Source organism: Prevotella jejuni (assembly GCF_900187995.1).
Classification (GTDB): domain Bacteria; phylum Bacteroidota; class Bacteroidia; order Bacteroidales; family Bacteroidaceae; genus Prevotella; species Prevotella jejuni.
The window spans coordinates 27827-49999 of sequence record NZ_FZNZ01000003.1 but is presented as its reverse complement, the minus strand read 5'-3'; the positions used below and the strand labels follow the sequence as shown (position 1 = coordinate 49999).

At 43.4% G+C, this 22173-nt stretch carries 16 protein-coding genes and 1 tRNA gene; 9 read left to right on the top strand and 8 right to left on the bottom strand.

The window, feature by feature from the left end; genetic code table 11:
* The first annotated feature begins 58 nt into the window (after positions 1 to 58).
* The 4 genes from CHB62_RS01520 (at position 59) to CHB62_RS01505 (ending at position 4533) form a co-directional block, all read left to right on the top strand.
* Positions 59 to 1420, top strand: a complete 1362-nt coding sequence (locus CHB62_RS01520) for a sodium-dependent transporter (RefSeq protein ID WP_089365404.1) — start codon at positions 59 to 61, stop codon at positions 1418 to 1420.
* A gap of 238 nt (positions 1421 to 1658) precedes the next feature.
* Positions 1659 to 2630 carry a ComEA family DNA-binding protein gene (locus CHB62_RS01515; protein ID WP_089365403.1) on the top strand — a complete coding sequence of 324 codons (972 nt, stop codon included), beginning with the start codon at positions 1659 to 1661 and terminating at the stop codon, positions 2628 to 2630.
* 430 nt (positions 2631 to 3060) lie between these two features.
* A complete protein-coding gene (locus CHB62_RS01510) occupies positions 3061 to 4383 on the top strand; it encodes a UDP-N-acetylmuramoyl-tripeptide--D-alanyl-D-alanine ligase (RefSeq protein ID WP_089365475.1) in 1323 nt (440 codons plus the stop codon).
* Positions 4384 to 4460: 77 nt separating this feature from the next.
* Positions 4461 to 4533: transfer RNA gene (locus CHB62_RS01505), tRNA-Pro, on the top strand.
* 99 nt (positions 4534 to 4632) lie between these two features.
* On the opposite strand, the gene dusB is transcribed toward CHB62_RS01505, so the two are convergent.
* Entirely contained in the window at positions 4633 to 5589 is a 957-nt protein-coding gene (gene dusB, locus CHB62_RS01500) for a tRNA dihydrouridine synthase DusB (RefSeq protein WP_089365402.1), read from the bottom strand.
* A 252-nt stretch (positions 5590 to 5841) separates the two neighbouring features.
* Between dusB and CHB62_RS01495 the strand changes: the two genes are divergently transcribed.
* Entirely contained in the window at positions 5842 to 7719 is a 1878-nt protein-coding gene (locus CHB62_RS01495; protein ID WP_089365401.1) for a heavy metal translocating P-type ATPase, read from the top strand.
* Between the two features lie 124 nt (positions 7720 to 7843).
* Here the strand turns inward: CHB62_RS01495 and radC are convergent, their stop codons facing one another.
* A complete protein-coding gene (gene radC, locus CHB62_RS01490; protein ID WP_009012573.1) occupies positions 7844 to 8542 on the bottom strand; it encodes a RadC family protein in 699 nt (232 codons plus the stop codon).
* A 22-nt stretch (positions 8543 to 8564) separates the two neighbouring features.
* Positions 8565 to 9605, bottom strand: coding sequence for a glycosyltransferase family 2 protein (locus CHB62_RS01485; protein WP_089365400.1), 1041 nt, complete (start codon positions 9603 to 9605; stop codon positions 8565 to 8567).
* 487 nt (positions 9606 to 10092) lie between these two features.
* On the opposite strand from CHB62_RS01485, the gene CHB62_RS01480 reads away from it, so the two are divergent.
* Together CHB62_RS01480 and CHB62_RS01475 are read left to right on the top strand one after the other, a co-directional pair.
* On the top strand, positions 10093 to 11292 hold the full coding sequence (locus CHB62_RS01480; RefSeq protein ID WP_089365399.1) for a 1-acyl-sn-glycerol-3-phosphate acyltransferase: 1200 nt from the start codon (positions 10093 to 10095) through the stop codon (positions 11290 to 11292).
* A gap of 6 nt (positions 11293 to 11298) precedes the next feature.
* Entirely contained in the window at positions 11299 to 11988 is a 690-nt protein-coding gene (locus CHB62_RS01475; protein ID WP_394341626.1) for a NigD1/NigD2 family lipoprotein, read from the top strand.
* Between the two features lie 243 nt (positions 11989 to 12231).
* Here the strand turns inward: CHB62_RS01475 and CHB62_RS01470 are convergent, their stop codons facing one another.
* On the bottom strand, positions 12232 to 13185 hold the full coding sequence (locus CHB62_RS01470; RefSeq protein ID WP_089365398.1) for an NAD-dependent epimerase/dehydratase family protein: 954 nt from the start codon (positions 13183 to 13185) through the stop codon (positions 12232 to 12234).
* Positions 13186 to 13364: 179 nt separating this feature from the next.
* On the opposite strand from CHB62_RS01470, the gene kbl reads away from it, so the two are divergent.
* Positions 13365 to 14552, top strand: a complete 1188-nt coding sequence (gene kbl / locus CHB62_RS01465; RefSeq protein WP_009012568.1) for a glycine C-acetyltransferase — start codon at positions 13365 to 13367, stop codon at positions 14550 to 14552.
* Between the two features lie 187 nt (positions 14553 to 14739).
* Here the strand turns inward: kbl and CHB62_RS01460 are convergent, their stop codons facing one another.
* From CHB62_RS01460 to CHB62_RS01445, 4 genes are all read right to left on the bottom strand, one after another.
* Positions 14740 to 17382: a C10 family peptidase gene (locus tag CHB62_RS01460; RefSeq protein ID WP_089365397.1), complete on the bottom strand. Its 2643-nt coding sequence runs from the start codon at positions 17380 to 17382 to the stop codon at positions 14740 to 14742.
* Positions 17383 to 18571: 1189 nt separating this feature from the next.
* Positions 18572 to 18952 carry a hypothetical protein gene (locus CHB62_RS01455; protein WP_089365396.1) on the bottom strand — a complete coding sequence of 127 codons (381 nt, stop codon included), beginning with the start codon at positions 18950 to 18952 and terminating at the stop codon, positions 18572 to 18574.
* 45 nt (positions 18953 to 18997) lie between these two features.
* The gene (locus tag CHB62_RS01450) at positions 18998 to 19897 is read right to left on the bottom strand and encodes an SPFH domain-containing protein (RefSeq protein WP_089365395.1); all 900 of its coding nucleotides are present in this window, start codon (positions 19895 to 19897) and stop codon (positions 18998 to 19000) included.
* Positions 19898 to 20107: 210 nt separating this feature from the next.
* Positions 20108 to 21010, bottom strand: a complete 903-nt coding sequence (locus CHB62_RS01445; RefSeq protein ID WP_042856322.1) for a hydrogen peroxide-inducible genes activator — start codon at positions 21008 to 21010, stop codon at positions 20108 to 20110.
* Between the two features lie 517 nt (positions 21011 to 21527).
* On the opposite strand from CHB62_RS01445, the gene ahpC reads away from it, so the two are divergent.
* Entirely contained in the window at positions 21528 to 22094 is a 567-nt protein-coding gene (ahpC, locus tag CHB62_RS01440) for an alkyl hydroperoxide reductase subunit C (protein WP_089365394.1), read from the top strand.
* Positions 22095 to 22173: the final 79 nt, after the last annotated feature.

The following is a 22173-nucleotide window of genomic DNA, read 5'->3' as shown; positions in this document are numbered from 1 at the left end:
CTGATACAAAGGTAGATATTTTTTCGTATATTTGCACATGTATTCAAGTTAAATCTATATGGGTGAACATAAAAGAGCAAAGTTTGGAAGCAAACTTGGGATGATACTTGCCACAGCAGGAGGAGCTGTTGGTTTAGGGAACGTATGGCGTTTCCCATACATGACAGGTCAGAATGGTGGTGCAGCCTTCATTCTTATTTATATTGGTTGTATCTTGTTATTAGGCTTACCGTGTATGATAAGCGAGTTTATCATTGGTCGTCATGCTGCTTCTAATACGGCCCGTGCCTACACGAAAGTGTCTAATGGCACTGCTTGGAAGTGGGTGGGTTACTTGGGAGTGCTCACTGGCTTCTTGATTACAGGCTATTATGCTGTGGTGTCAGGATGGTGTTTGCAATATGGTTTTGCCTCTGTGATGAATCATTTACACGGTTCACCAGCTTATTTCCAATCCTATTTTTCAGACTTCTCCACCAATCCTTGGAAGCCAATCTTATGGACAGCTGCTATTCTGTTCTTCACCCACTACATTATTATTCATGGTGTTAGGAACGGTATCGAACGTGCTTCAAAGATTATGATGCCTGCCCTCTTCGTGTTGTTAGTTGCTATTGTCATTGCTTCTTGCCTTCTTCCAGGGGCAAGCAAAGGTGTGGAATTTCTGTTGAAGCCAGACTTTAGTAAGGTAACAGGCGATGTTTTCCTTGGTGCGTTAGGTCAGTCTTTCTATTCGATGAGCATTGCTATGGGGTGTATCTGTACTTACGCCTCTTATTATAGTCGTCATACGAACCTCTTAAACTCAGCTGTTCAGATTGGATTGATTGATACCATCGTGGCTATTCTTGCTGGTCTGATGATCTTCCCAGCAGCTTTTTCGGTAGGAATCAACCCTGACAGTGGTCCTTCTCTTATCTTTATCACCTTGCCAAACGTCTTCGAACAGGCCTTCTCGGGTATGCCTATCATCGGATATGTTATCTCGTTCGCATTCTATCTACTCCTTTCTATGGCAGCTTTGACGTCGTTAATCTCCTTACACGAGGTGAGCACGGCTTTCTTCCAAGAGGAGTTACACATCAGCCGACCACGTGCTGCAATGATTGTTACGGTGGGTTGTTTGCTGATAGGGGCTGTTTGTTCTTTGTCATTGGGCGATTGGAACTTCTTGAAGATAGCTGGTGTCGACCTCTTCGACGTCTTCGACTTTGTCACAGGACAGATATTCTTGCCTGTAGGCGGACTCCTTACCTGTCTGTTCATAGGGTGGTATGTACCAAAGAAGTTGGTGAAAGACGAGTTTACTAACTGGGGAACGATACGTGGAACCTTCTTTGGAGTGTATTATTTCCTCATTCGCTTCGTCTGTCCATTGGCTATTTTGGCCATCTTCCTACATCAGTTAGGAGTCTTCTAAACGAACAGATACTCTCTTCCCTCCCTCCTCTTCTTCTCAAATGAACGACGTCTTATGACGTTATTAAGTAGGGACGACGGGCGAAGAGGAGGGAGGAAAGAGTTGAAAAGATATTCCACAATCTTCTACTCTCTACTACCTAAAATCTTAAATCAGTACTTAATAATTACATGACTATCCTCAACCCTTCAGAAGCGTATGCTCTCGAGGGATTATAGGGACTTAAACCTTACAACCAATGAACCTCAAATCTATATTCTATCTCCATCGTTCTGACCGTAAAGTAATCTTCCTGTTGTTACTATTCGTTGCTGGATGTGTTGGTATAATACTCCTTGTTGGCAACCAGACGAAGACGACGTCGGATGTTAAGAACGATAGTCTTTCACATCAGAAGTCAGTAGCCTTTGCCCATAAAGCACCGCTTCCTGAAGTGGTGACAGCAGAAGGTAACCACCTCTTCACCTTTGATCCGAACACAGCCACGGCCGAACAGTTGCAGCAGTTAGGCTTGGCTCCTTATCAAGTGCGTAACATCATGAAGTATCGAACTAAAGGAGGAGTGTATCGTTCACCGATGGACTTTGCCAGAGTCTACGGTCTTACACGTAAGCAATATCGTACTTTAGAACCTTATATAACGATAGGCGACGATTATCAACCTGCCTCAACACTGGCCTCTGTACAAGCTTATATAGCCCAGAAAGAAGCCAATAAGCAGGCAGCCCATGCCGCTTACGAAGCTTATAAGGCACAAAATACGTATCAACCCTACAAAGGTTACGAGCGTGATACGCTCCGTTATCCTGTGAAACTGAGAGCGGGAGAACACGTCAACCTCGTTACTGCGGATACAACACAGCTAAAGAAGATACCAGGGATAGGGTCGGGATGGGCACGAGCCATCCTCAATTATGGTAAACGATTAGGTGGATATGTTGCCGTGGGACAGTTACAAGAGATTGAGGGGTTCCCAGAAGAGGCCCTACCTTACTTCTCTATCGCCAATCCAAAGACTGAGAAAATCAACCTAAATACGGCAAGTCTTTCACAACTTAGGCGTCATCCTTATATGAACTTCTATCGTGCAAAGGCGGTCTGCGACTATCGGCGACTAAAGGGAAAACTCACAACTCTATCACAACTCCACCTGTTAAAGGAATTTACCCCAGATGTTATCGAACGCCTACGTCCCTATGTTGAGTTCTAAATAGGTGCTTTCATGTAGCATATATACATGATTTTAAGATTGTTACAACATTATATAAGGTTAGAAATGAGTGGTTATAATGGTCAAAAAGAAAGTCTTCACAGTCTTATGAAACGTTCATTCTGTTCAATGAACACCACCCGTAGTGAATTTTTTTCATGAAAATAAATATTTATTGTCATGAAAAAAAATATTTATTTACGTGAGAAAAAATCTTTCTTGTCATGAAAATAATTCGGTCAGAATGGTTGGGAGGCGGTTTGCGAAGCGATTACAGAATGAGAAAAGACGGTTTCTAAGAACCGTCTTGATAGTGTTCTCTCATCTATAAAACCTACCTTAAATCGCAAGATAAGCATTAAAAAAGACATACAATACTTTGCATTGTCTTTCATTTAGATTACCTTTGCAGTAAGAAAAACTAATGGCAATGGACATACAGGAGATATACAAGATTTACCAAGAGCATCCCGTCGTTACTACTGATAGTCGTAACTGTCCTGAAGGAAGTATCTTCGTGGCATTGAAGGGAGCTTCATTCGATGGTAATAAGTTTGCGGAAGCAGCCTTAGAAAAGGGCTGTAGCTATGCTATCGTTGATGAAAAAGAGTACGCAAAGGGTGGTGATGAACGCTTCATCCTTGTCGACGACGCCCTAATCACCTATAAGGAGTTGGCGCGCGAACACCGTCGTCAGTTCTCAATCCCTGTGATTGGTATTACAGGAACTAATGGTAAGACAACGAGTAAAGAGCTTATCTCAGCCGTGTTAGCCGAGAAATTCAACGTACACCATACGGAGGCAAATTATAATAACGACGTTGGCGTGCCACGTACCTTACTTGGTATTCGTCCTGAACATGAGATAGCTGTCATCGAGATGGGTGCCTCTCACCCTGGAGATATCGAGAAACTCGTTACTTACGTAGAGCCAACTTGTGGTTTGATAACCAATGTTGGACGTGCTCACCTGCAGGGCTTCGGTAGTTTTGAAGGTGTGAAAAAGACGAAGGGCGAACTCTATGACTTCCTTAAAGCTCATGATGGATTGCTCTTCCTCAATGAGAGTAACCCCGACCTGACGGCGATGGCAGGGCAACGAGAGTTCAATCGTGTCATCACATACGGGCAGGATGAGACGGCAGACGTGCAGGGCTATGTTGTTAATTGTGCTCCTTTCTTACATTTCGAATGGCAGTCATCAAGTCTGAATACCCACCAGCCAGCTCCTACCATCTATGATGTGCAAACCCATCTGATAGGTTCTTACAACTTAGATAATATGTTGGCGGCCATAGCCATTGGTCTTCACTTTGGCGTAACACCGCAACAAATAAACAACGCATTGGAGAATTACATTCCTCATAACAATCGCTCACAGCTGACAGAGACTGCTCATAACAAGCTAATCGTGGACGCTTATAACGCTAACCCATCCAGTATGGCTGCTGCGATAGACAATTTCCAACTGATGGAGGTGGATAATAAGATGGCTATTCTTGGTGATATGCGTGAGTTGGGAGATGCTTCTGCAGTCGAACACCAGAAGGTTGTTGACTTATTGAAGGCTACTGATATCCGTAACGTATGGCTTGTTGGTGAAGAGTTTAGTAAGACACAGACTGCTTTCCGTAAGTTCCATGATGTCGAGGAGGTCAAGGCTGAGATTGCTTCTCACCGTCCAGAAGACCATTACATCTTGATAAAAGGAAGTAATGGAATCCGTCTTTTTGAATTGACAGACTTGTTATAACGGGTTGTAAAAAGGGCGAGATTGTTTGCATTAGTTGCAGAAAAATACTTATCTTTGCACTTGCTTATCATAGCAATCGGGATGTAGCGCAGTTGGTAGCGCACTACGTTCGGGACGTAGGGGTCGCCAGTTCGACTCTGGTCATCCCGACTGAAAAAGGGAAGAAACCGTGTGGTTTCTTCCCTTTTTGGGTTTTATAGGGCTTATAAGGCTTATTAGTCTAATTAGGCCTATAAGCCTTATTAACTATCATCTCCTTAGTCTTTCCCTGCAATCCTCAAGGATAGCTAACAACTCAGCCATCTTTGTTGTGCGAAGCATGGCTATACGCGTCTGCTTAAAGTCTGGTATTCCTTTGAAGATAGGCGATGATGCTAAGTGTCTACGGGTGTGAAGAATACCGCGATGTTCGTCAATACGCTCCACATTGATACGTAACATCTCCTCAAGAATGTCAATCTTCTCGTCTATTGTCAACTGTTTCTCTCCTTGATAGAAGAGCCACGGACAACCAAAGGTAGCACGCCCAATCATCACTGCGTCTACCCCGTAACGGTCGAAGCGTTCGTTTGCTTGTTCGATACTCGTCACGTCGCCGTTGCCAATGATTGGTATATGAATACGTGGATTGTTCTTTACTTCACCGATGAGGGTCCAATCTGCCTCACCAGTGTACATCTGTGAACGTGTGCGACCATGGATGGTTAATGCCTGAATACCGCAGTCTTGTAGTTGTTCTGCCAGTTCTGTTATAATAAGGTTGTCGTTATCCCAACCCAAGCGGGTCTTTACTGTGACAGGTGTCTTAACTGCTTTCACAACCTCTCGGGTGATGTCAAGTAGCAAGGGGATATTCTTCAGCATACCAGAACCAGCCCCCTTGTTAGCAACCTTCTTAACGGGACAACCGAAGTTAATGTCTATTACGTCTGGTCTTACCTGTTCAACGATCTTTGCGGCTTCAACCATTGAAGCCACGTCCCTGCCATATATCTGTATTCCTACAGGTCGTTCGCTATCATCAATGACTATCTTTGCAAGGGTCGACTTGATGTTTCTGATTACAGCATCAGCCGAAACGAACTCCGTGTAGACCATAGCTGCACCGAAGCGCTTGCACATCTTGCGAAAACCTATGTCTGTTACGTCCTCCATAGGGGCTAAGAATAGAGGGCGTTCTCCTAAGTCTATTGTTCCTATTTTCATACTGCAAAGGTAAGGAAAAGGCTTTGAATAGTAAAAAGGTAGGGTAGTAAAAAAGTGAAAGGAGGACGAAAAGGCTCACTTCTCTCTGTTGGGTAGGGGATAAGAAAGCCTTGATAAGAGGGTAGTCTATGGTTGTTGGGAAGGATATATATTCTTAATTTTTTTCTTGAGAAGGCCATCTTTGCAACCAAGTTGCAAAAGTTAATCTTTATCTTTGCGGCAGAATATTAATCCAGTAACAGGTTTTAAGTTATGAATAAGAAACTATTAAGAATCATTCTCACGGTTGTTCTCCTTGTAGGAGCATGGCTGGTAGAGCATTTTGCAGCACTCCCAATGTGGCAGTTGTTGCTTGTTTATCTGGTACCATATCTGGTTATCGGTTATGATGTACTTGGAGAAGCTGTTGAAGGAATCATGGAAGGCGACCCATTCGACGAAGATTTCCTCATGAGTCTTGCGACAATTGGAGCATTGCTCATCGGTTTCCTCCCAGGTGCTGAACCCCAGTTTATTGAAGGAGTCTTCGTGATGTTGTTCTTTCAAGTGGGCGAACTCTTTGAACATTATGCGGAGGATAGGGCCCGTAAGTCTATCTCCGACCTGATGGACATCCGTCCTGATGTTGCTTATGTAGAGCGAAATGGAAGCGTAGAGAAGGTAAGTCCAGACGCAGTAAATATCGGTGAAACATTGATTATAAAGCCGGGAGAGAAGATACCATTGGACGGTACGATTCTTGAAGGGACCTCGAGTCTAAACACAGTGGCGTTGACAGGCGAGAGTCTACCACGTGATGTGAGCGAGGGGATGGAGGTTATCTCTGGTTGTGTCAATCTTTCGGGGGTGTTGAAGGTACGAGTAGACAAGCCATTTAGCGAGTCTACGGCAGCTAAGATTATCCAACTTGTAGAGAAAGCGAGTGAGAATAAGTCGCGCAGTGAGTCGTTTATCCGTCGATTTGCACGTGTTTACACTCCGATAGTAGTCATCTCTGCCCTTGCATTGGCCATTATCCCACCTTTCTTCTACGATAGTTATGCTACGGCCTTAGGCGTTTGGCTCTATCGAGCATTGACCTTCTTGGTCGTAAGTTGCCCATGTGCCTTAGTGATATCTATCCCGTTAACCTTCTTTTCTGGTATCGGAGGAGCTTCACACAGGGGTATTCTTATCAAGGGAGGAAACTATATGGATGCTTTGGCAAGGCTCTCCACGGTGATGTTCGATAAGACAGGAACATTAACGCGAGGCACTTTCGCTGTTGAGGCTGTCCATCCAGAGACCTTATCAGAGCATGAATTGCTCCACTTGGCAGCTCATGTCGAACGTTACTCTACTCATCCTATTGCCCTTGCACTTCGTCAGGCTTATAAGAATGAGGCTGATAGTTGTAAGGTGGAGGATATAAAAGAGACGGCAGGACAGGGTATTACGGCTTCTATCAATGGTAAGACAGTGAGCGTAGGCAACGTTCGTTTGATGACAACACTTGGTATCACACCCCCTGTTTGTGAGCGTTGTGCGCATCAGACAGGAACAGTTGTTCACGTAGCTGTCAATGGTGAGTATGCTGGACACATAGTTATTTCCGACCAGTTAAAGGACGATTCGATAGCAGCTATCGACAGTTTGAAGCAGTTAGGAGTACGAAAGACGGTGATGCTGACTGGCGACAAAGAGGAAGTTGCAAGGCAGATAGCCGAAGAGACAAAGGTCACGGAGTATCATGCCGACCTCCTTCCAGCCGACAAGGTAGACTATATCACACGTTTTATCACAGCTAAGAAGGAGGGCGAAACGATAGCTTTTGTTGGCGATGGCATCAACGATGCGCCTGTACTGGCACGTGCTGACGTAGGCATTGCGATGGGTGCTTTGGGCAGTGATGCCGCTATCGAGGCTGCTGATGTTATTTTGATGGATGATAAGCTATCGAAGATAGCACTTGCTATTAAGCTCTCTCGACGTACAATCTTTATAGCGAAAGAGAACGCATGGTTTGCTATTGGCATTAAAGTAGCAGTCCTTCTCCTTGCTACGTTTGGGTTGGCAAACATGGGATTAGCCGTCTTTGCTGATGTTGGCGTTATGGTTCTTGCTGTTCTTAATGCGATGCGAGCACGATAGAACGGCCTCTCCACTGAATTATTTTCATGAAAAGAAATATTTATTATCATGAACAAAAATATTTTTTTTCATGAAAATAATTCGTTTTGTTCGTGAAGAAAAATCGAGAAAGGTTGTTTCTTCTCTATAGTTTTCCTTCTTCTCGATAGGAGAAATAGCCTCCATCGGTAAGCACAACATGGTCGGCAAAGTGAATGTGAAGCAATTCGCAGGCCTTTTGTATGCGTGATGTAAGGAGGTCATCATCACGACTTGGAGTGGTGTTGCCGCTTGGATGATTATGACAAAAGACCAGAATGGTCGTGTTCTTCAATAGTACTTCCTTCATCATCAGACGTATGTCGACAGGAGCCATAGTAAGTCCACCCACCGAGATGCGCTTTGCTTCGATGAGACGGAAGTTCTGTTTCATCATTAAAACCCACGCTTCTTCGATGTCAAGGTCCTGTATTGTGGTGTGCATGAACTGATAGATACCATCAGCACTATTGAGTATTGGCGCCTCTTCTACGGTAGCCTTTTGTCGTCTTTTGCCCAGTTCGCAGGCAGCAAGGATGGTGATAGCCTTTGCAGGACCTATCCCTTTGTATTGTTCTAAGTCGTGCAGAGACAGTTTACCAAGGCTGTTCAGGTTGTTCTTACAATCGTTGAGAATACGCTTCATGAGGTCTACGGCACTCTCTTTCGGGGTACCAGAGCCAATCAGTATGGCAAGTAGTTCGGCATCACTTAGCGCATTTGCGCCCAATCTCTCAAGTTTTTCACGTGGGCGGTCGGCCTCCGCCCAGTGAGTAATAGATAAGGTTTTTGGTTCAGAAGGCATTATATTAAGTTATCATTAGGATTTACTTGTAGAAGTTCTTCTCGTATGCAGAGAACTCATCCATGCCACATACGCAGCGTTTCCACCATGCACTGATGAAGCCACAACCGTAGCCTGTGAGCTGAATGAAGGCTGCAGCGATACTAAGGAGTCCTATCTTTAGACTGTTGTTTTGCATGGTTGAGTCTACACAGATGATGATGCTGTAAAGTAATAACGGCATCAACCCTATCATGACGAGGAGACTACCAATGATGTTGAGTATCGGTATGCAGAGAAGGAAGAGTCCGGAGAGGATTAATAAGAGCAGACAAGTAGTGCCAACGGTGAATACCATTGGTAGCAGATGGACAAGTTTCAGAGAATCGGGATACTTCTTATAGAGGTTGATTCGGGCTATACCAGAATTATAAACCTGCTTCCAGAACTTGCGGAAGTCCGTTCGCCGTTTGTGCCACACCCATGCTTCAGGGAACAGACGACAGCGTTTGCCGGCCTTGAAGATACGGATAGAGAAATCAATGTCTTCTCCAAAGCGCATCTTAGAGAACCCACCTAACTCCTGATAGACGTCACGTCGGATGCCCATATTGAATGAACGAGGATAGAACTTGTCAAGTTTCTTCTTGCCACCACGTATTCCTCCCGTTGTGAAAAACGATGTCATTGAATAAGAGATGGCCTTTTGTGTGTCGGTGAAGGACTCATGAGCGCAGTCAGGACCACCAAAGGCATCGGCAGGTTCACGGTTCAGCTCCTCGCTAACAGCACAAATATAACCCTTGGGAAGTACAACATCGGAGTCAAGAATCAGTAGATAGTCCCCCTTGGCACGCTCGGCACCATAGTTGCGGCTCTGTCCTGGACCTGAGTTCTCTTTGTAGTAATAGTGCAGGTCGAGCCTGTCGGCATACTTGTCGCACACCTTCTTACACGGAACTTTTGAGCCATCTTCAACGATGATGACCTCGAAATCCTTCTCTTCCTGGCTGAGCAGGCTCTCTAATAGTTCGTCAACCTCATCCGGACGGTTGAAGACTGGGACAATAATACTGTACTTCATAATATTGCAAAGATACTATTTTGTTCGTGAATGACAAGTAATTTGAAAGATTATTCTTCCTAAATAATGGTCTTTCTATTAAACGGTAAGATTTGACAGGAGGCTTGTTTGTTAGCTATGATACGATGAGAAAGCCCATTTTTCACCCTCAAATAATTGTTAATCTTCTGTTAAACGAGAGCGTCACCTTTACTCATTGATTTATTTTAACTATATTTGTACGATACTATTCTTGGGTGATAAAGCATGCAAAACGGCTGCTGATGGCCCTCATGAAGAGGCATTGATGAAGGGAGGGAGAGACAGGTGAAACTTTGCTTTCAGCTATCTTCTAACGGAGAAGGTAGAATTCATGCTCTCTATTGGTGCTCTTCACAAGGATAGACATTGGTGTAAAAGCGTTAGAAGGAGGGGTAGAACCATTCTGAATAGACGTTTTCAGCATAGAAAAAGAATATAAAACAGAAACTTATTAATTATTAGAATTATGAAAATACCATCAGAGTTTGACCCTATTCGTCCGTTCGAACCGGAGGAGCTACCCGCAGCATACGAGCGAATCCTTGCTGATAAGCAGTTTCAGCAAGTGTTGGCTTATCTCTACCCTGATGTTCCAATAGAGGCGATAAAGCAGAAGATGTATGCTTGCAAGACAAATTTTGAATTTCAAAAGGTTTTCTGTTATACCTTCCTTCAGCGTCTTGTTACTGAGCTTAGTTTAGGTTGTTGTATGGATGCAGCAAATATCAACACACGGGAACGCTATACCTTTGTTAGCAACCATCGTGACATTGTGCTCGACTCTGCCTTTCTTGACAAACTGCTTATTGATGTAGGCTTTGCTACGACATGTGAGATTGCTATCGGTGATAATCTCCTTTCATTAGACTGGGTGCGTGATCTTGTACGTATCAACAAGTCGTTTACTGTAGAGCGTGCCCTTCATTCGGTTGAAATGCTGCGTGCAAGCAAGCGTATGTCAGAGTATATTCACTTCGCTGTAAGGGAGAAGAACGAGAATGTATGGATTGCACAACGACAGGGAAGAGCAAAGAATTCGAACGACCTCACCCAACCCGCTATCTTAAAGATGATGGCTATGGGAGGGGAAGGAACCGTTATAGAGCGTCTTAAACAGCTACATATCGTTCCGTTATCTATCTCCTACGAGTACGACCCATGCGATTACCTTAAAGCACGTGAGTATCAGTTGCGACGCGATCTACCTTATTGGAAGAAGACGGCAGAGGACGATCTTGAGAGTATGTTGGTAGGTATAAAAGGCTACAAAGGCCATATTTTCTATAAGTGTGCGCCTTGCATTGATGATTGGCTCGATACTGTTGATGAGGAGTTACCTAAGAATAAACTCTTCGATACGATAGCTGCGCATATTGATCATGAGATACACTGCAATTACCGACTCTATCCAATTAACTACGTGGCACTGGATATGATTCAAGATACACGTGTCTATGAAGAGTATTACACTGCAGAAGATTATCAGAACTTTGAGGCTTACCTCGAAGGACAGATTGAAAAGGTTAAGATAGACAACCGTGATGATAAGTTCCTACGTACCTGTCTGTTGACACAGTATGCTTATCCTGCAAAGAATTATATTGCTGCATCGTCAGAGAATGGGCGTTTGAAATCATTGTTGAGTCGTCTCACATTCTTAAAATAGTATTCTGTGGAAAGGTTCAGACAGACAGCTTACAGCATGTTGACTATGGTGGCGGCGCTTGTGTCGCTACTTGTAGTCTCTGCTTGTGAGCATGATTTCTATGAGACAGGCGACAGTGAGCTGTCTTATCTGCATACTGATTTCGTCGATGCACGGACAAACGAACTGGGAGCGTTCGTCTCTGCAAAGACTGACGATGGTGAGGAACTTACGCTAAGTCCTGCTGTAAAAGAGCAGTGGGCTACAAGACCTGATACTACTTACCGTGCTCTGTTATATTATGATAGGGTAGAGAAGGGCGTTACAACGTCTTTTGCCTTAAATCCTGTCTTGGTTCTTCGTCCTCATCTGACGTCTGATATAGCTTCCGTTCGTACCGACCCACTTGGTTTTGAGAGTCTATGGATGAGTAAGAATCGTAAGTATCTTAATCTAACACTTGTGTTGAAGAGTGGACAGACAGATGATAAAAAGGCTATACAGTCGTTGGCACTTGTCTGCGACTCCATTAGGAAGCAGGCTTCTGGGGGTAGGAAGTTCTATCTCCGATTGTGCCATAGCCAGAACAGAGTACCTGAATACTATAGTAAACGAGTCTATACAAGTATTCCGTTAACGGGGCTTACTCCTAATGATGTCCTTTGCCTTGATATTAATACATATAAAGGGGTAGTAAGAAAAGAGGTTGTTTACTAAGTTCGTAAATAAGCTTTTCTTTTAATGTCATGGACGTTTAGGAATAAAATAGGTCCATGTGTGATTTCAACATAAATCTTAGTATAAAATAAGAGAGGTGACTTCTGTAAGGGAAGCCACCTCTTTGTTTTTTGAACAATAGTAGGTTAAAGAAACCTTTTACATGCTATGTGCGATAAGGAAAGCCTGTCCTTAGCTTTCTAATCGGCACGTCTTATAACCTACCTAATCGTATAGAGTATTTTATTTCAGCTTTGCCTCAAGGTTCTTCAACATATCAACAGTCATGGACTCAAGGTCGTACTGTGGTTTCCAATCCCATTCAGCACGTGCACAACTATCGTCGAGACTGTCTGGCCAACTGTCAGCAATACCCTGTTTGAGCATGTCTACGTCGTATTCCATCTCAAAGTTAGGCTTGTGGCGTTTGATGGCTTGGAAGATCTCATCGGGGTCGAAGCTCATAGAAGCTATGTTGAAACCATTACGATGGACCAGACGTGTTGGGTCAGCCTCCATCAATGAGATAGCAGCATGTAGACCATCTGGCATGTACATCATGTCCATCAAGGTTCCTTTCTTTATAGGACACACGAATTTCTCACCACGTACTGCGGAGTAATAGATGTCTACTGCATAGTCAGTAGTACCACCACCTGGAGGTGTTACGTAGGAGATTAATCCTGGGAAACGTACCGAGCGTGTGTCGACACCATACTTCTTAAAGTAGTAGTCGCTGAGCAACTCTGTGGTAACCTTTGACACTCCGTAGATGGTGCAAGGGCGCTGAACAGTGTCCTGTGGCGTCTGTACGTGTGGTGTACTTGGACCAAACGAACCAATGGAACTTGGAGTAAAGACAGCACAGTTGTTCTCACGTGCTACTTCCAAGATGTTCCACAGACCGTCAATACCAATTTTCCATGCCAGTTGTGGTTTCTTCTCTGCTACTACAGATAGTAATGCAGCAAGGTTGTAGATGGTGTCAACGTTGTATTTCTTTACAATATTGGCAATCATCTCTGGGTTAGTAACGTCGGCTTCAGCTGATGGGCCGCTTTCTTTCAGTTCACCTTTAGGTTCTGCTCCTTTAATGTAACCAGCAATAATGCTGTCGTTTCCATAACGTTTTCTAAGTTCTCTGGTAAGCTCTGAGCCGATTTGACCTGTAGAGCCTATGACCAAAACATTTTTCATAAATATTGTTAAGCTTATTGTAACTGGGTGCAAAGTAAGCATATTTTTTGTTGATTACACCACTATTAGGTATTAAAATTATTAAAAATTTGAGTTGTCACGTAAAAAAAACCTCCTTAACGGCCTTTTTCTCGTTTTTTATCAGTTACTTTGCTAACTATTAAATAAAATCTAATGTTATGTACGGTAAGATGAAGGAACATCTCAGTAACGCACTTGCTGAGATTAAAGAAGCAGGACTTTACAAGGAGGAAAGAATCATTGAGAGTCCTCAGAGTGCGGCAATAGAGGTTAAAGGTAAAGAGGTATTGAACTTCTGTGCTAACAACTATCTCGGTCTTTCTAATCATCCAAGGCTGATTGAAGGAGCTAAGAAGATGATGGATAAACGCGGATTTGGCATGTCCTCTGTTCGTTTTATCTGTGGAACGCAGGACAGCCACAAGGAGCTTGAGGCGGCTATCTCCGACTACTTCAAGACAGAAGATACTATTCTTTATGCTGCTTGCTTTGACGCTAATGGTGGAGTCTTCGAACCATTGCTCACCGATCAGGATGCTATTATCTCCGATGCCCTCAACCACGCCTCTATTATTGACGGTGTACGTCTTTGTAAGGCGAAGCGTTATCGTTATGCAAATGCCGACATGGCCGACCTTGAGCGTTGTCTACAAGAGGCACAGGAACAGCGTTTCCGTATCATCGTAACGGATGGTGTGTTCTCTATGGACGGTAATGTCGCTCCAGTAGATAAGATTTGCGACCTCGCAGAGAAGTATGATGCACTCGTGATGGTCGATGAGTCTCACTCAGCAGGTGTCGTTGGTGCGACAGGTCATGGTGTTAGTGAGCTCTGCAAGACATACGATCGTGTGGACATCTACACGGGTACACTTGGTAAAGCCTTTGGTGGTGCACTTGGAGGATTTACTACTGGTCGCAAGGAAATCATTGACATGCTTCGTCAGCGTAGTCGTCCATACCTCTTCTCTAACTCTCTTGCACCTTGTATCATTGGTGCCAGTCTTGAAGTATTCAAGATGTTAAAGGAGAGTAATGAGCTTCATGATAAGCTTGTAGAGAATGTTAACTACTTTAGAGACAAGATGATGTCTGCTGGTTTTGACATCAAACCAACTCAGAGTGCCATCTGTGCTGTGATGCTTTATGACGCTAAGTTGTCTCAAGTTTACGCTGCTAAGCTCCTTGAGGAGGGTATTTATGTAACTGGCTTCTATTATCCAGTAGTACCAAAGGGCGAGGCTCGTATCCGTGTTCAGCTCTCTGCTGGTCATAACCGCGAGCAGCTTGACAAGTGTATTAATGCTTTCATCAAGATTGGTAAGGAACTTGGTGTATTGAAATAGAATTTGTGAGCACTGCCAAGAACGGCCATTATCGCAGCTTGGCAGGCTCTACACATATAAAATAAAGGCTGAACTCCATGATAGGAATTCAGCCTTTTATTTATTCTCAACCTTAAATCAGAAGTGTGTTGTATATATAAAGAAGGTGTCACAATACTGTTACACACGCTTAATGCTATGCGACATCTTATCGGATAGTGCTCGTATAACGGCCATTTTGTGTGATGATGCGCACCACGTAAGTTCCCTTTGGTACGGAAAGGGTAAGGTTGTTGCTATCTTTCACACTATTGCTTGCTACTAACATACCATTCATACCATATACCTCCACACGTTTCAAGCCCTGCTGCTGTATGTGTAAGCGACCGTCAACGAACTGCAGTGCAGGTTTGATGTTCACTTCCTCCACACCATCTGTTCCTCCCTCAGGATATTTGTCATACGGTCCATTGATGAGAAAAAGGTAAGGTGACGTTGTTGAAATTGGTAATAAGTCAACGTTCCTACCATCCACTACACCAAACAATGCCACTCGATAACGTCGGTTATTGATGAGTTTCTCAGTCTTTGGGTCAATCCAGTCGCTGGTTATTATTGTCATATCATCAGCCTGCGAGAGGTCTACTTGTAGCGGCTTCTTCATCACTTGGATAGACATACCCGTCACAGTGTCGATAAGATAGAGCGTCAGACCACCCTTGTATTGTACGTTCTCTGCAAGAGTGGCAATACATGTTACTCTGAAAGTTGGACTTTTTGATACATCAAAGTTCTCCATAGGGACACTTCCTTCCTCGTTATCTTGCGTATAAACAGTCGCTTTTGAGAAAATACCAGCTTGACTCTTTCCCTCAATCGTGAGTGTATAAGGCTCTTGTGAAGCCTTCTCACGTACTGGATAGCTTATGTTGTCGGTACTGGTGATAGTCGTGCGCAAGTGATAAGTACCAGAAGCTATGTCGTAAGGAAGGTTGAACGGCAGTCTAACACGCTTTGTGTTGAAGGCATCAAAGTCTACTGTTCCTGCGGTCTCTGTGGTATATACCACCTTATTCTCATTGTTAATTAGTTCAACCTTTACGGTTCCATAGAAGATATTAGCATCCAGCTTGCGGATGTTCAGACGTAGCACATTCGGTTCACCTAACATCACTTTGTTGTCTAACTCTGGTTCTGTTGTGAGCAGGAAGGCCGGCTCTTCCGTTGGCAGCTCTAAGTAGGTTATCTTACTGTTCTCCACCTTCATCACGATACGAGGGGCTTTTTTCATTCTTGCCCAAGCACTTAACGTGCTATCTTCCAGCATTCGTGCAGCAATAGGACAGAGTGAATAGGTTCCATCAGACAATGCCTTAAAGTCGAGGGTGAAGGTCACCTTATCGTTAATCACACCTCCAGAAATCCACTCACCATCGTTGAAGACAAATCGCTCTTTGCTGAATATCTTCCTTCCGTCCTGTCCGTATGGTGTTACTTTTACCAGTTTGCCCTCTTGGTCATAGATACCTAAACCGATGTCGCCCACGAGAACAGCATTAGCATAGTTGACAAACCCAGTAAACATCACCTTTGCTGCATCGGATGTTGTGGTAGGAGCATCCCCTACGAACGCCATCATACCATCGTTGTTAAACTTGATAGTAGGCGACTGATACGCTATATCATCATCTATCTTAGGTGTATTAGGTTTGTTTGGATGTATCGCAATGACATGAATACGTTTGTTAAAGCTATGCTGTGCACCATTAAACTCACTACCTGTAGACTTTACATCCAAGGTAGCAAGTGAGTAATAGCCATCTGCCTGACCGTTCCATCCAAAGTTCATGTGGAACCTGTCTTCCTTATCAAAGCCATCGCAAACCCACGCATGACCACCCCCAGTCTTCGACTCACCGGATATGTAGAGTGGAAAACCATTGCGGAGCTCTTTCTTTACAATCTCGATAAAGTTGTCTTCACCCTCGTCGAATCTTGTTACCAACGCTGCATCATAGTCGAAGTAATTGCGCAATGCACGCTCAGCCATATAGCTCTGCGTACCACTTGCCCTATCTGTGTATTGCATATTGGTTGCAATACCCACATCATTCATCAATAAAGCCACTGCATCTTCCTGCTTTGCAGTAACGTTTCTGCGGTTATAATCGGGCAACATATTGTCCCAGTCGTAGTGTGACTTTGTGAAATCGGCTGACCGAACGGTGTTATCAAACTTCACCGTGTAGCTTTCTTGTCCCTTTCCTTGTGCTGGCCACCTATGGTAATACATCACCTGTGCAACCGCAGTAGCCACACAACCCGTTACATATTGGGTCTGCTTGCTGTAGGGATAGTCCTGTCCCCACTTGCTTTTTAGCAAAGGCTGCACATCATCAGTCGCCTTTGTAGCTGTTTCTGCACGTGTGGTAAGCCCCTTGTTCTTGCCCAATACCTCAAACACCTGCCGATAGGTATCGAAGAGATAACGTGCTTCGGGATTGAGGTTAGCCATGTCGATGGATGCCTCATGACTATAAGCTAACACCTCACCCATCTTGTCATCGCCTGCAACAACTACAAATCCTTTACCCGTATCATCATTGAAGACGTAGTAAGGCTGTTGTGTTGTCGTTGCTGCAGCACGTGTTTTTAAGTTCTTGGCGGCTTTCTTACTAATGTTTACATACGTCCTCGCAATGCGCAGTGCAGCGTTGAAATCAACATTGTCAGCATAGTTTGCTGTTGCTGAAAGTAGGAGGGTAAGAACAAGAAAACCTCTTTTCAATAGTTTGTTATGTGCTGAAAACACCGTCTTTCTAAAGTTAATTTGAAATATAGAATTAATCATGTCAGGTTTATACTAATTGGATTAATGGACTACAAAGGTATATTATTTTTTCTTAATCTTAATTAGAAATAAGAGAAATATTCATTGTTTACGATTAAAACTCAGTTTGTATGCGCTCTTACTGGCAGTCCCTTGGTTTGTATGGGTTTGTAGATTGTCAGTTTACTAACCCTCCACAGTTTGTTTATCTTTGGTCGTATGGTATGGATGACCGTAATAAGAATGATAAAAAAGACTGCTGTTTTAAGGAGAGAGATATAGCTCTATATACCAAAAAAAGTTTTATTTTTGTTTGCTGTCATATTTAACACTTGGTGTAATTATGCTATAAATTAATGAGTTAGACGGTTGATTTGGATGACAGAAATGACAGGAAAATTATTTTCTCATCAGTCCTATAGCTTTTTCTTAATCGTAAGTTGTACGGTTTCTCCGCCTTTTCGAGTGGGGTTTCAATCATCTCCTTTCTATGAGCAGGCACACATCCTATTGCTTTTGCCGATATCTTTCATGTTGCGAAAAATCATTACATTGTATCATGGAAAATACATGCAAGATAAGGGGATGTAATCCTCTTATAAGTAGTCTGTAACTATTTATAAATCAGTATGATATGAGTATCGTTGAAGAAGACGCCTTTCTTGCTCCAAGAAGGGGCTCTTCTTGCCTCAAGAAAGGCCTGTTCTTAAACGTAGAAGGGCCTCTTCTTCACCCATAAAGGGCAAGTGTTAGAATCGAGAAGGGTGAAAAGTATTTACAAAAGGATAAGGGAGAACCCCTCTTTATGACCTAAATAGGGATGGACCTCCCTCAGCCCCTCCGAAGGAGGGGAGCCCCTAACAGGATAAAGATTGCTGTAATCTTATTTATTAAAAAGTTCCCTCAGATGCGCACTTCTTCATCTATCAATATACAACCCCCAACACCTATCACCCAAGCAGAATATCTTCTCTTAGGCGAACATTTCATCATCACCTAACAGTCAACACCCATCACCCACAAAGCAAACCATTAACACCCATCACTCAACAGCCATCACCCACGGAGCAAACCATTAACACCTAACAGTCAACACCTATCAGCCACGAAGCAAACCATCATCACCTAACAGCCAACACCCATCACCCACGAAGCAAACCATTAACACCCATCACTCAACACCCATCACCCAATATTCATGAGCGTGATTTCAATAGATTTCTCCGTCAAACTCACTTGCTAATAGTTCTTCTCGAAGTCGTTGAAGTTCTCGACTTGGAGAGATTCCACCGATGAAGAGCGTGACACGTCTCCCATCCTTTATATCCACGACAACAGAAAAGGCACCATTGAAATATATGCTCTGATTAAGCTTTATCCTAACAATATCTTTTATACAGATAGGTTGAGGAGGCTTAATCAGTGCGATATGGCCCTGTTGAAAACGGGGATACAGGTAACCATCAACTATAATAAAGCTATTTATAAGGCTCTTTGGAGGGTTGAGTACAAGCCGTCCAACAAAGAAGATTATTACCAATATAAAAAGTAGGTTGGAAAGAACCACAAGATAGACCTCACCTTTTGTCATAGGTCTAAGCGTTCTTATTTTATTTACAATCGGTGAAGACGTAGCCTATCGGCGGATGTTCCACATCGGTGTCTCACCTCCTCCGAAGAGAACGTCAATGTTAGCTCCATTCTTCTTCTCGATGACATCCCATGCACGTAACTGTATGAACTGTGCTGGAGAGAGGTTTAGTTCGGTCATGTAAGCCTTGTCGGCCACCGCTTTATTACGCTCAGCCTTAGCACGTGCTAGCTCCATCTCAGCTCGTTTCTCCTGTGTTTGCTTGGCTTGAATACTTGCAGCAGTCTTGTTCATCTCCTCTAATTGCTCCTTGTTAGGCATCACACGGTCGGTAATCACCTGTTGGATGTCAACAGGGAAATTGGCTTTTCGTGACAAGGAAGCTACATACTGTCGCATAGACTGCTTAATGCGGTCGTCGAACTTAGCGAGTACTTCGCGATTACTCATCAAGTCGAATGGCGAACAAGATGACACATACTCACGTACCTTATTGCGGAAATAGGGTTCAATAAAGTTCTCAAACCAATTCTCACCATAGTTTCTTAGTAAGTCGGGGGTCTGTCCCTTCTTCACTTGAATAATCATATACATATTGACATCAAGTGGGGTATTATCGTTTGAGAGTAGGTCGTCAAACTGAAACTGCATCTTCTGCGGTAGGATATTGAAGTAGACAGCCGACGTCGTAGGCGCTACGAGTGTGATAGAATTGACTGGTTCGTCAGATACACGTGTGCTACCAAAGAAGATAGGCTTCATCTTCAATGCTGCTTCTTGGTCGTATGAAGGGTTTACGAAAGTGAAGAATACGAGGCTAAGCGCACAGGATGTGGCAATAAGGGCTACTGGGATTAATAGTTTCTTAGAATTATTCATGTTAAAGAAATTAGAGAGGTTAGAACTTAAACGCTGTTGATTGTTTTGTCTTTGATTAGGATTCATATAGATAGACTTTGTTTTGTTGCTTGTATGATGTACTTTCTAATGATTGCAAAGATAGTGAAAATAATAATATGTCACAAATATTTATGGAGGTTATCACTTATTTTTACTGTGCTTTTTGAGGGATAGACAAAGCCCCAGCTATGGTAGATATAACTGGGGCTTATCGTTTTCTGCGTGCATTATCACTTAGGTGAAGCTGCTAAAACATTAGTCTTGAATGTCATCAGGGAGTGACTCTTTTATTCTGTCAACGAGCATTCGGAGTAGTGTATGACGTATGAAATTAGGCGAAGTCATAAGGATAATCTCGCGAGAGGGCACTGGGTGCGCAAAAGGACGTACGAGTCGGTGTTGCTCCTTGGTGAGCTGTGAGAGTGCAAGTTGCGGTATGAAGGTGACTCCCTTACCGTTCTCTACAATGCGCATAAAGGTCTCTATGCTTCCTAAGTTATAGCTCTTCTTACTTAATGCGGCCGACTTTAGCTGGCAGAACTTCACAAGTTGGTCGCGAAAACAATGTCCTTCGTCGAGTAACCATAGGTATTCACCAGACAAGTCGGCTGGACGAATGAACTCTTTAACGTACAGTGGGTCGTCTTCAGCTACGTATGCAAAGAACTGTTCACGGTAGAGTGACGTACAGTTCATCTCTTCCAAGCCGTCAACCCGTGCTAATATACCAGCGTCGATAGTACCCCTTCGAAGTGCTTTGCGCATGTCTTCGGTCTTCATCTCCGTGATTCTCACATCCATCTCGGGGTGTTCATTCATCAACTGGGGGAAGAAACGGGGGATAAGATAAGGTGCTATCGTTGGAAGCACAGCCACTTCAAAGGTGCCTGTAAGGGTCTGTCGCTCCTCGTCGATAGTCTGTCTGAGTTTCTTTGCACGGTTAAGAACCTTCCACGCCTCCTCTATCACCTTCATTCCCGCTTGTGTTGGTTGTATTGGTTGACGCTTACGATCAAAGATTTTAACCCCTAATTCGTCCTCTAACTTCTGTATCATCGAACTAAGGGTAGGCTGTGTAACATTGCAATCATCGGCTGCCTTTGCGAAATGTTTCAGTCGATAGACTGCCATTACATATTCTAATTGTTGTAGTGTCATGCTTTTAATACAATATATAGACTATGACAAAAATAGATAAAAAAAGTCGAATAACCGTGTCTTCATCGTGTTTTTATTCTTTATACTCGTCTTTTTCATCCTTTATAGTGACTACTTTCACCCCTCCATCATCATTAATAAGTATCGTTTTCTCCCCATATAAGCTCCGTATCAGTATTCCTCTCCACCCATCCCCAGTATTCCTTATCCCTCACCACCCATTCCTCAGTATTTATAATCACCCATCACTTAACACCTATTCATCAGTATTCATAAACACTTACCACCCATCACCTACCATCCACCAACTACCACCCAACACAAAAAACAGCGACTATCAATCTTTTAATTCGGCTTTTACCAGAGTGTAACCTATTGATAATCAGTAGTGTAGTGGGGCTTGATAGATTTTATTTATCAGCACATAGATTTTATCTATTGGCTGTAATGATTACAAATACTAACTTTGCACTGCGAAACAAAAAAGTATAATCACATAAATAGAATTAAGTTAGATATGGAACCAATTATCAATGCACACGCACCAGAGTTTACCGTTCAGGCATTTCAGGACGGACAGTTTAAGACCGTTTCAAGCAAGGATATCGAGGGCAAATGGGCACTCTTCTTCTTCTATCCAGCTGACTTTACCTTCGTATGTCCTACGGAGTTGGAGGATTTGGCTGATAAGTATGAGCAGCTTAAGGGCCTTGGTGTAGAGGTGTTCTCAGTTAGTACTGATACTCACTTCGTACATAAAGCATGGCACGATGCCTCTGATACAATCAAGAAGATTAAGTACACTATGCTTGCTGACCCAACTGGCGTATTGAGCCGTGGCTTCGGTGTTTATAAAGAGGACGAGGGCGTCGCTTATCGTGGTACATTCCTTGTAAACCCAGAAGGCCTTGTTAAGATTGCAGAAATACAAGACAACAGCATTGGTCGTAATGCTGATGAGTTGGTACGTAAGGTTGAGGCTGCTCTCTTCGTTGCTTCTCACGATGGTGAGGTTTGCCCAGCTAAGTGGAAGCAGGGCGGTGAGACCTTGAAGCCAAGCATCGACCTCGTAGGTAAGCTCTAAGACTTATTATCTGTAATAACAGACATAAGACTGTCATAGTAGTTATAATGGAGAGATAGGTCACCGTACTTTATCTCTC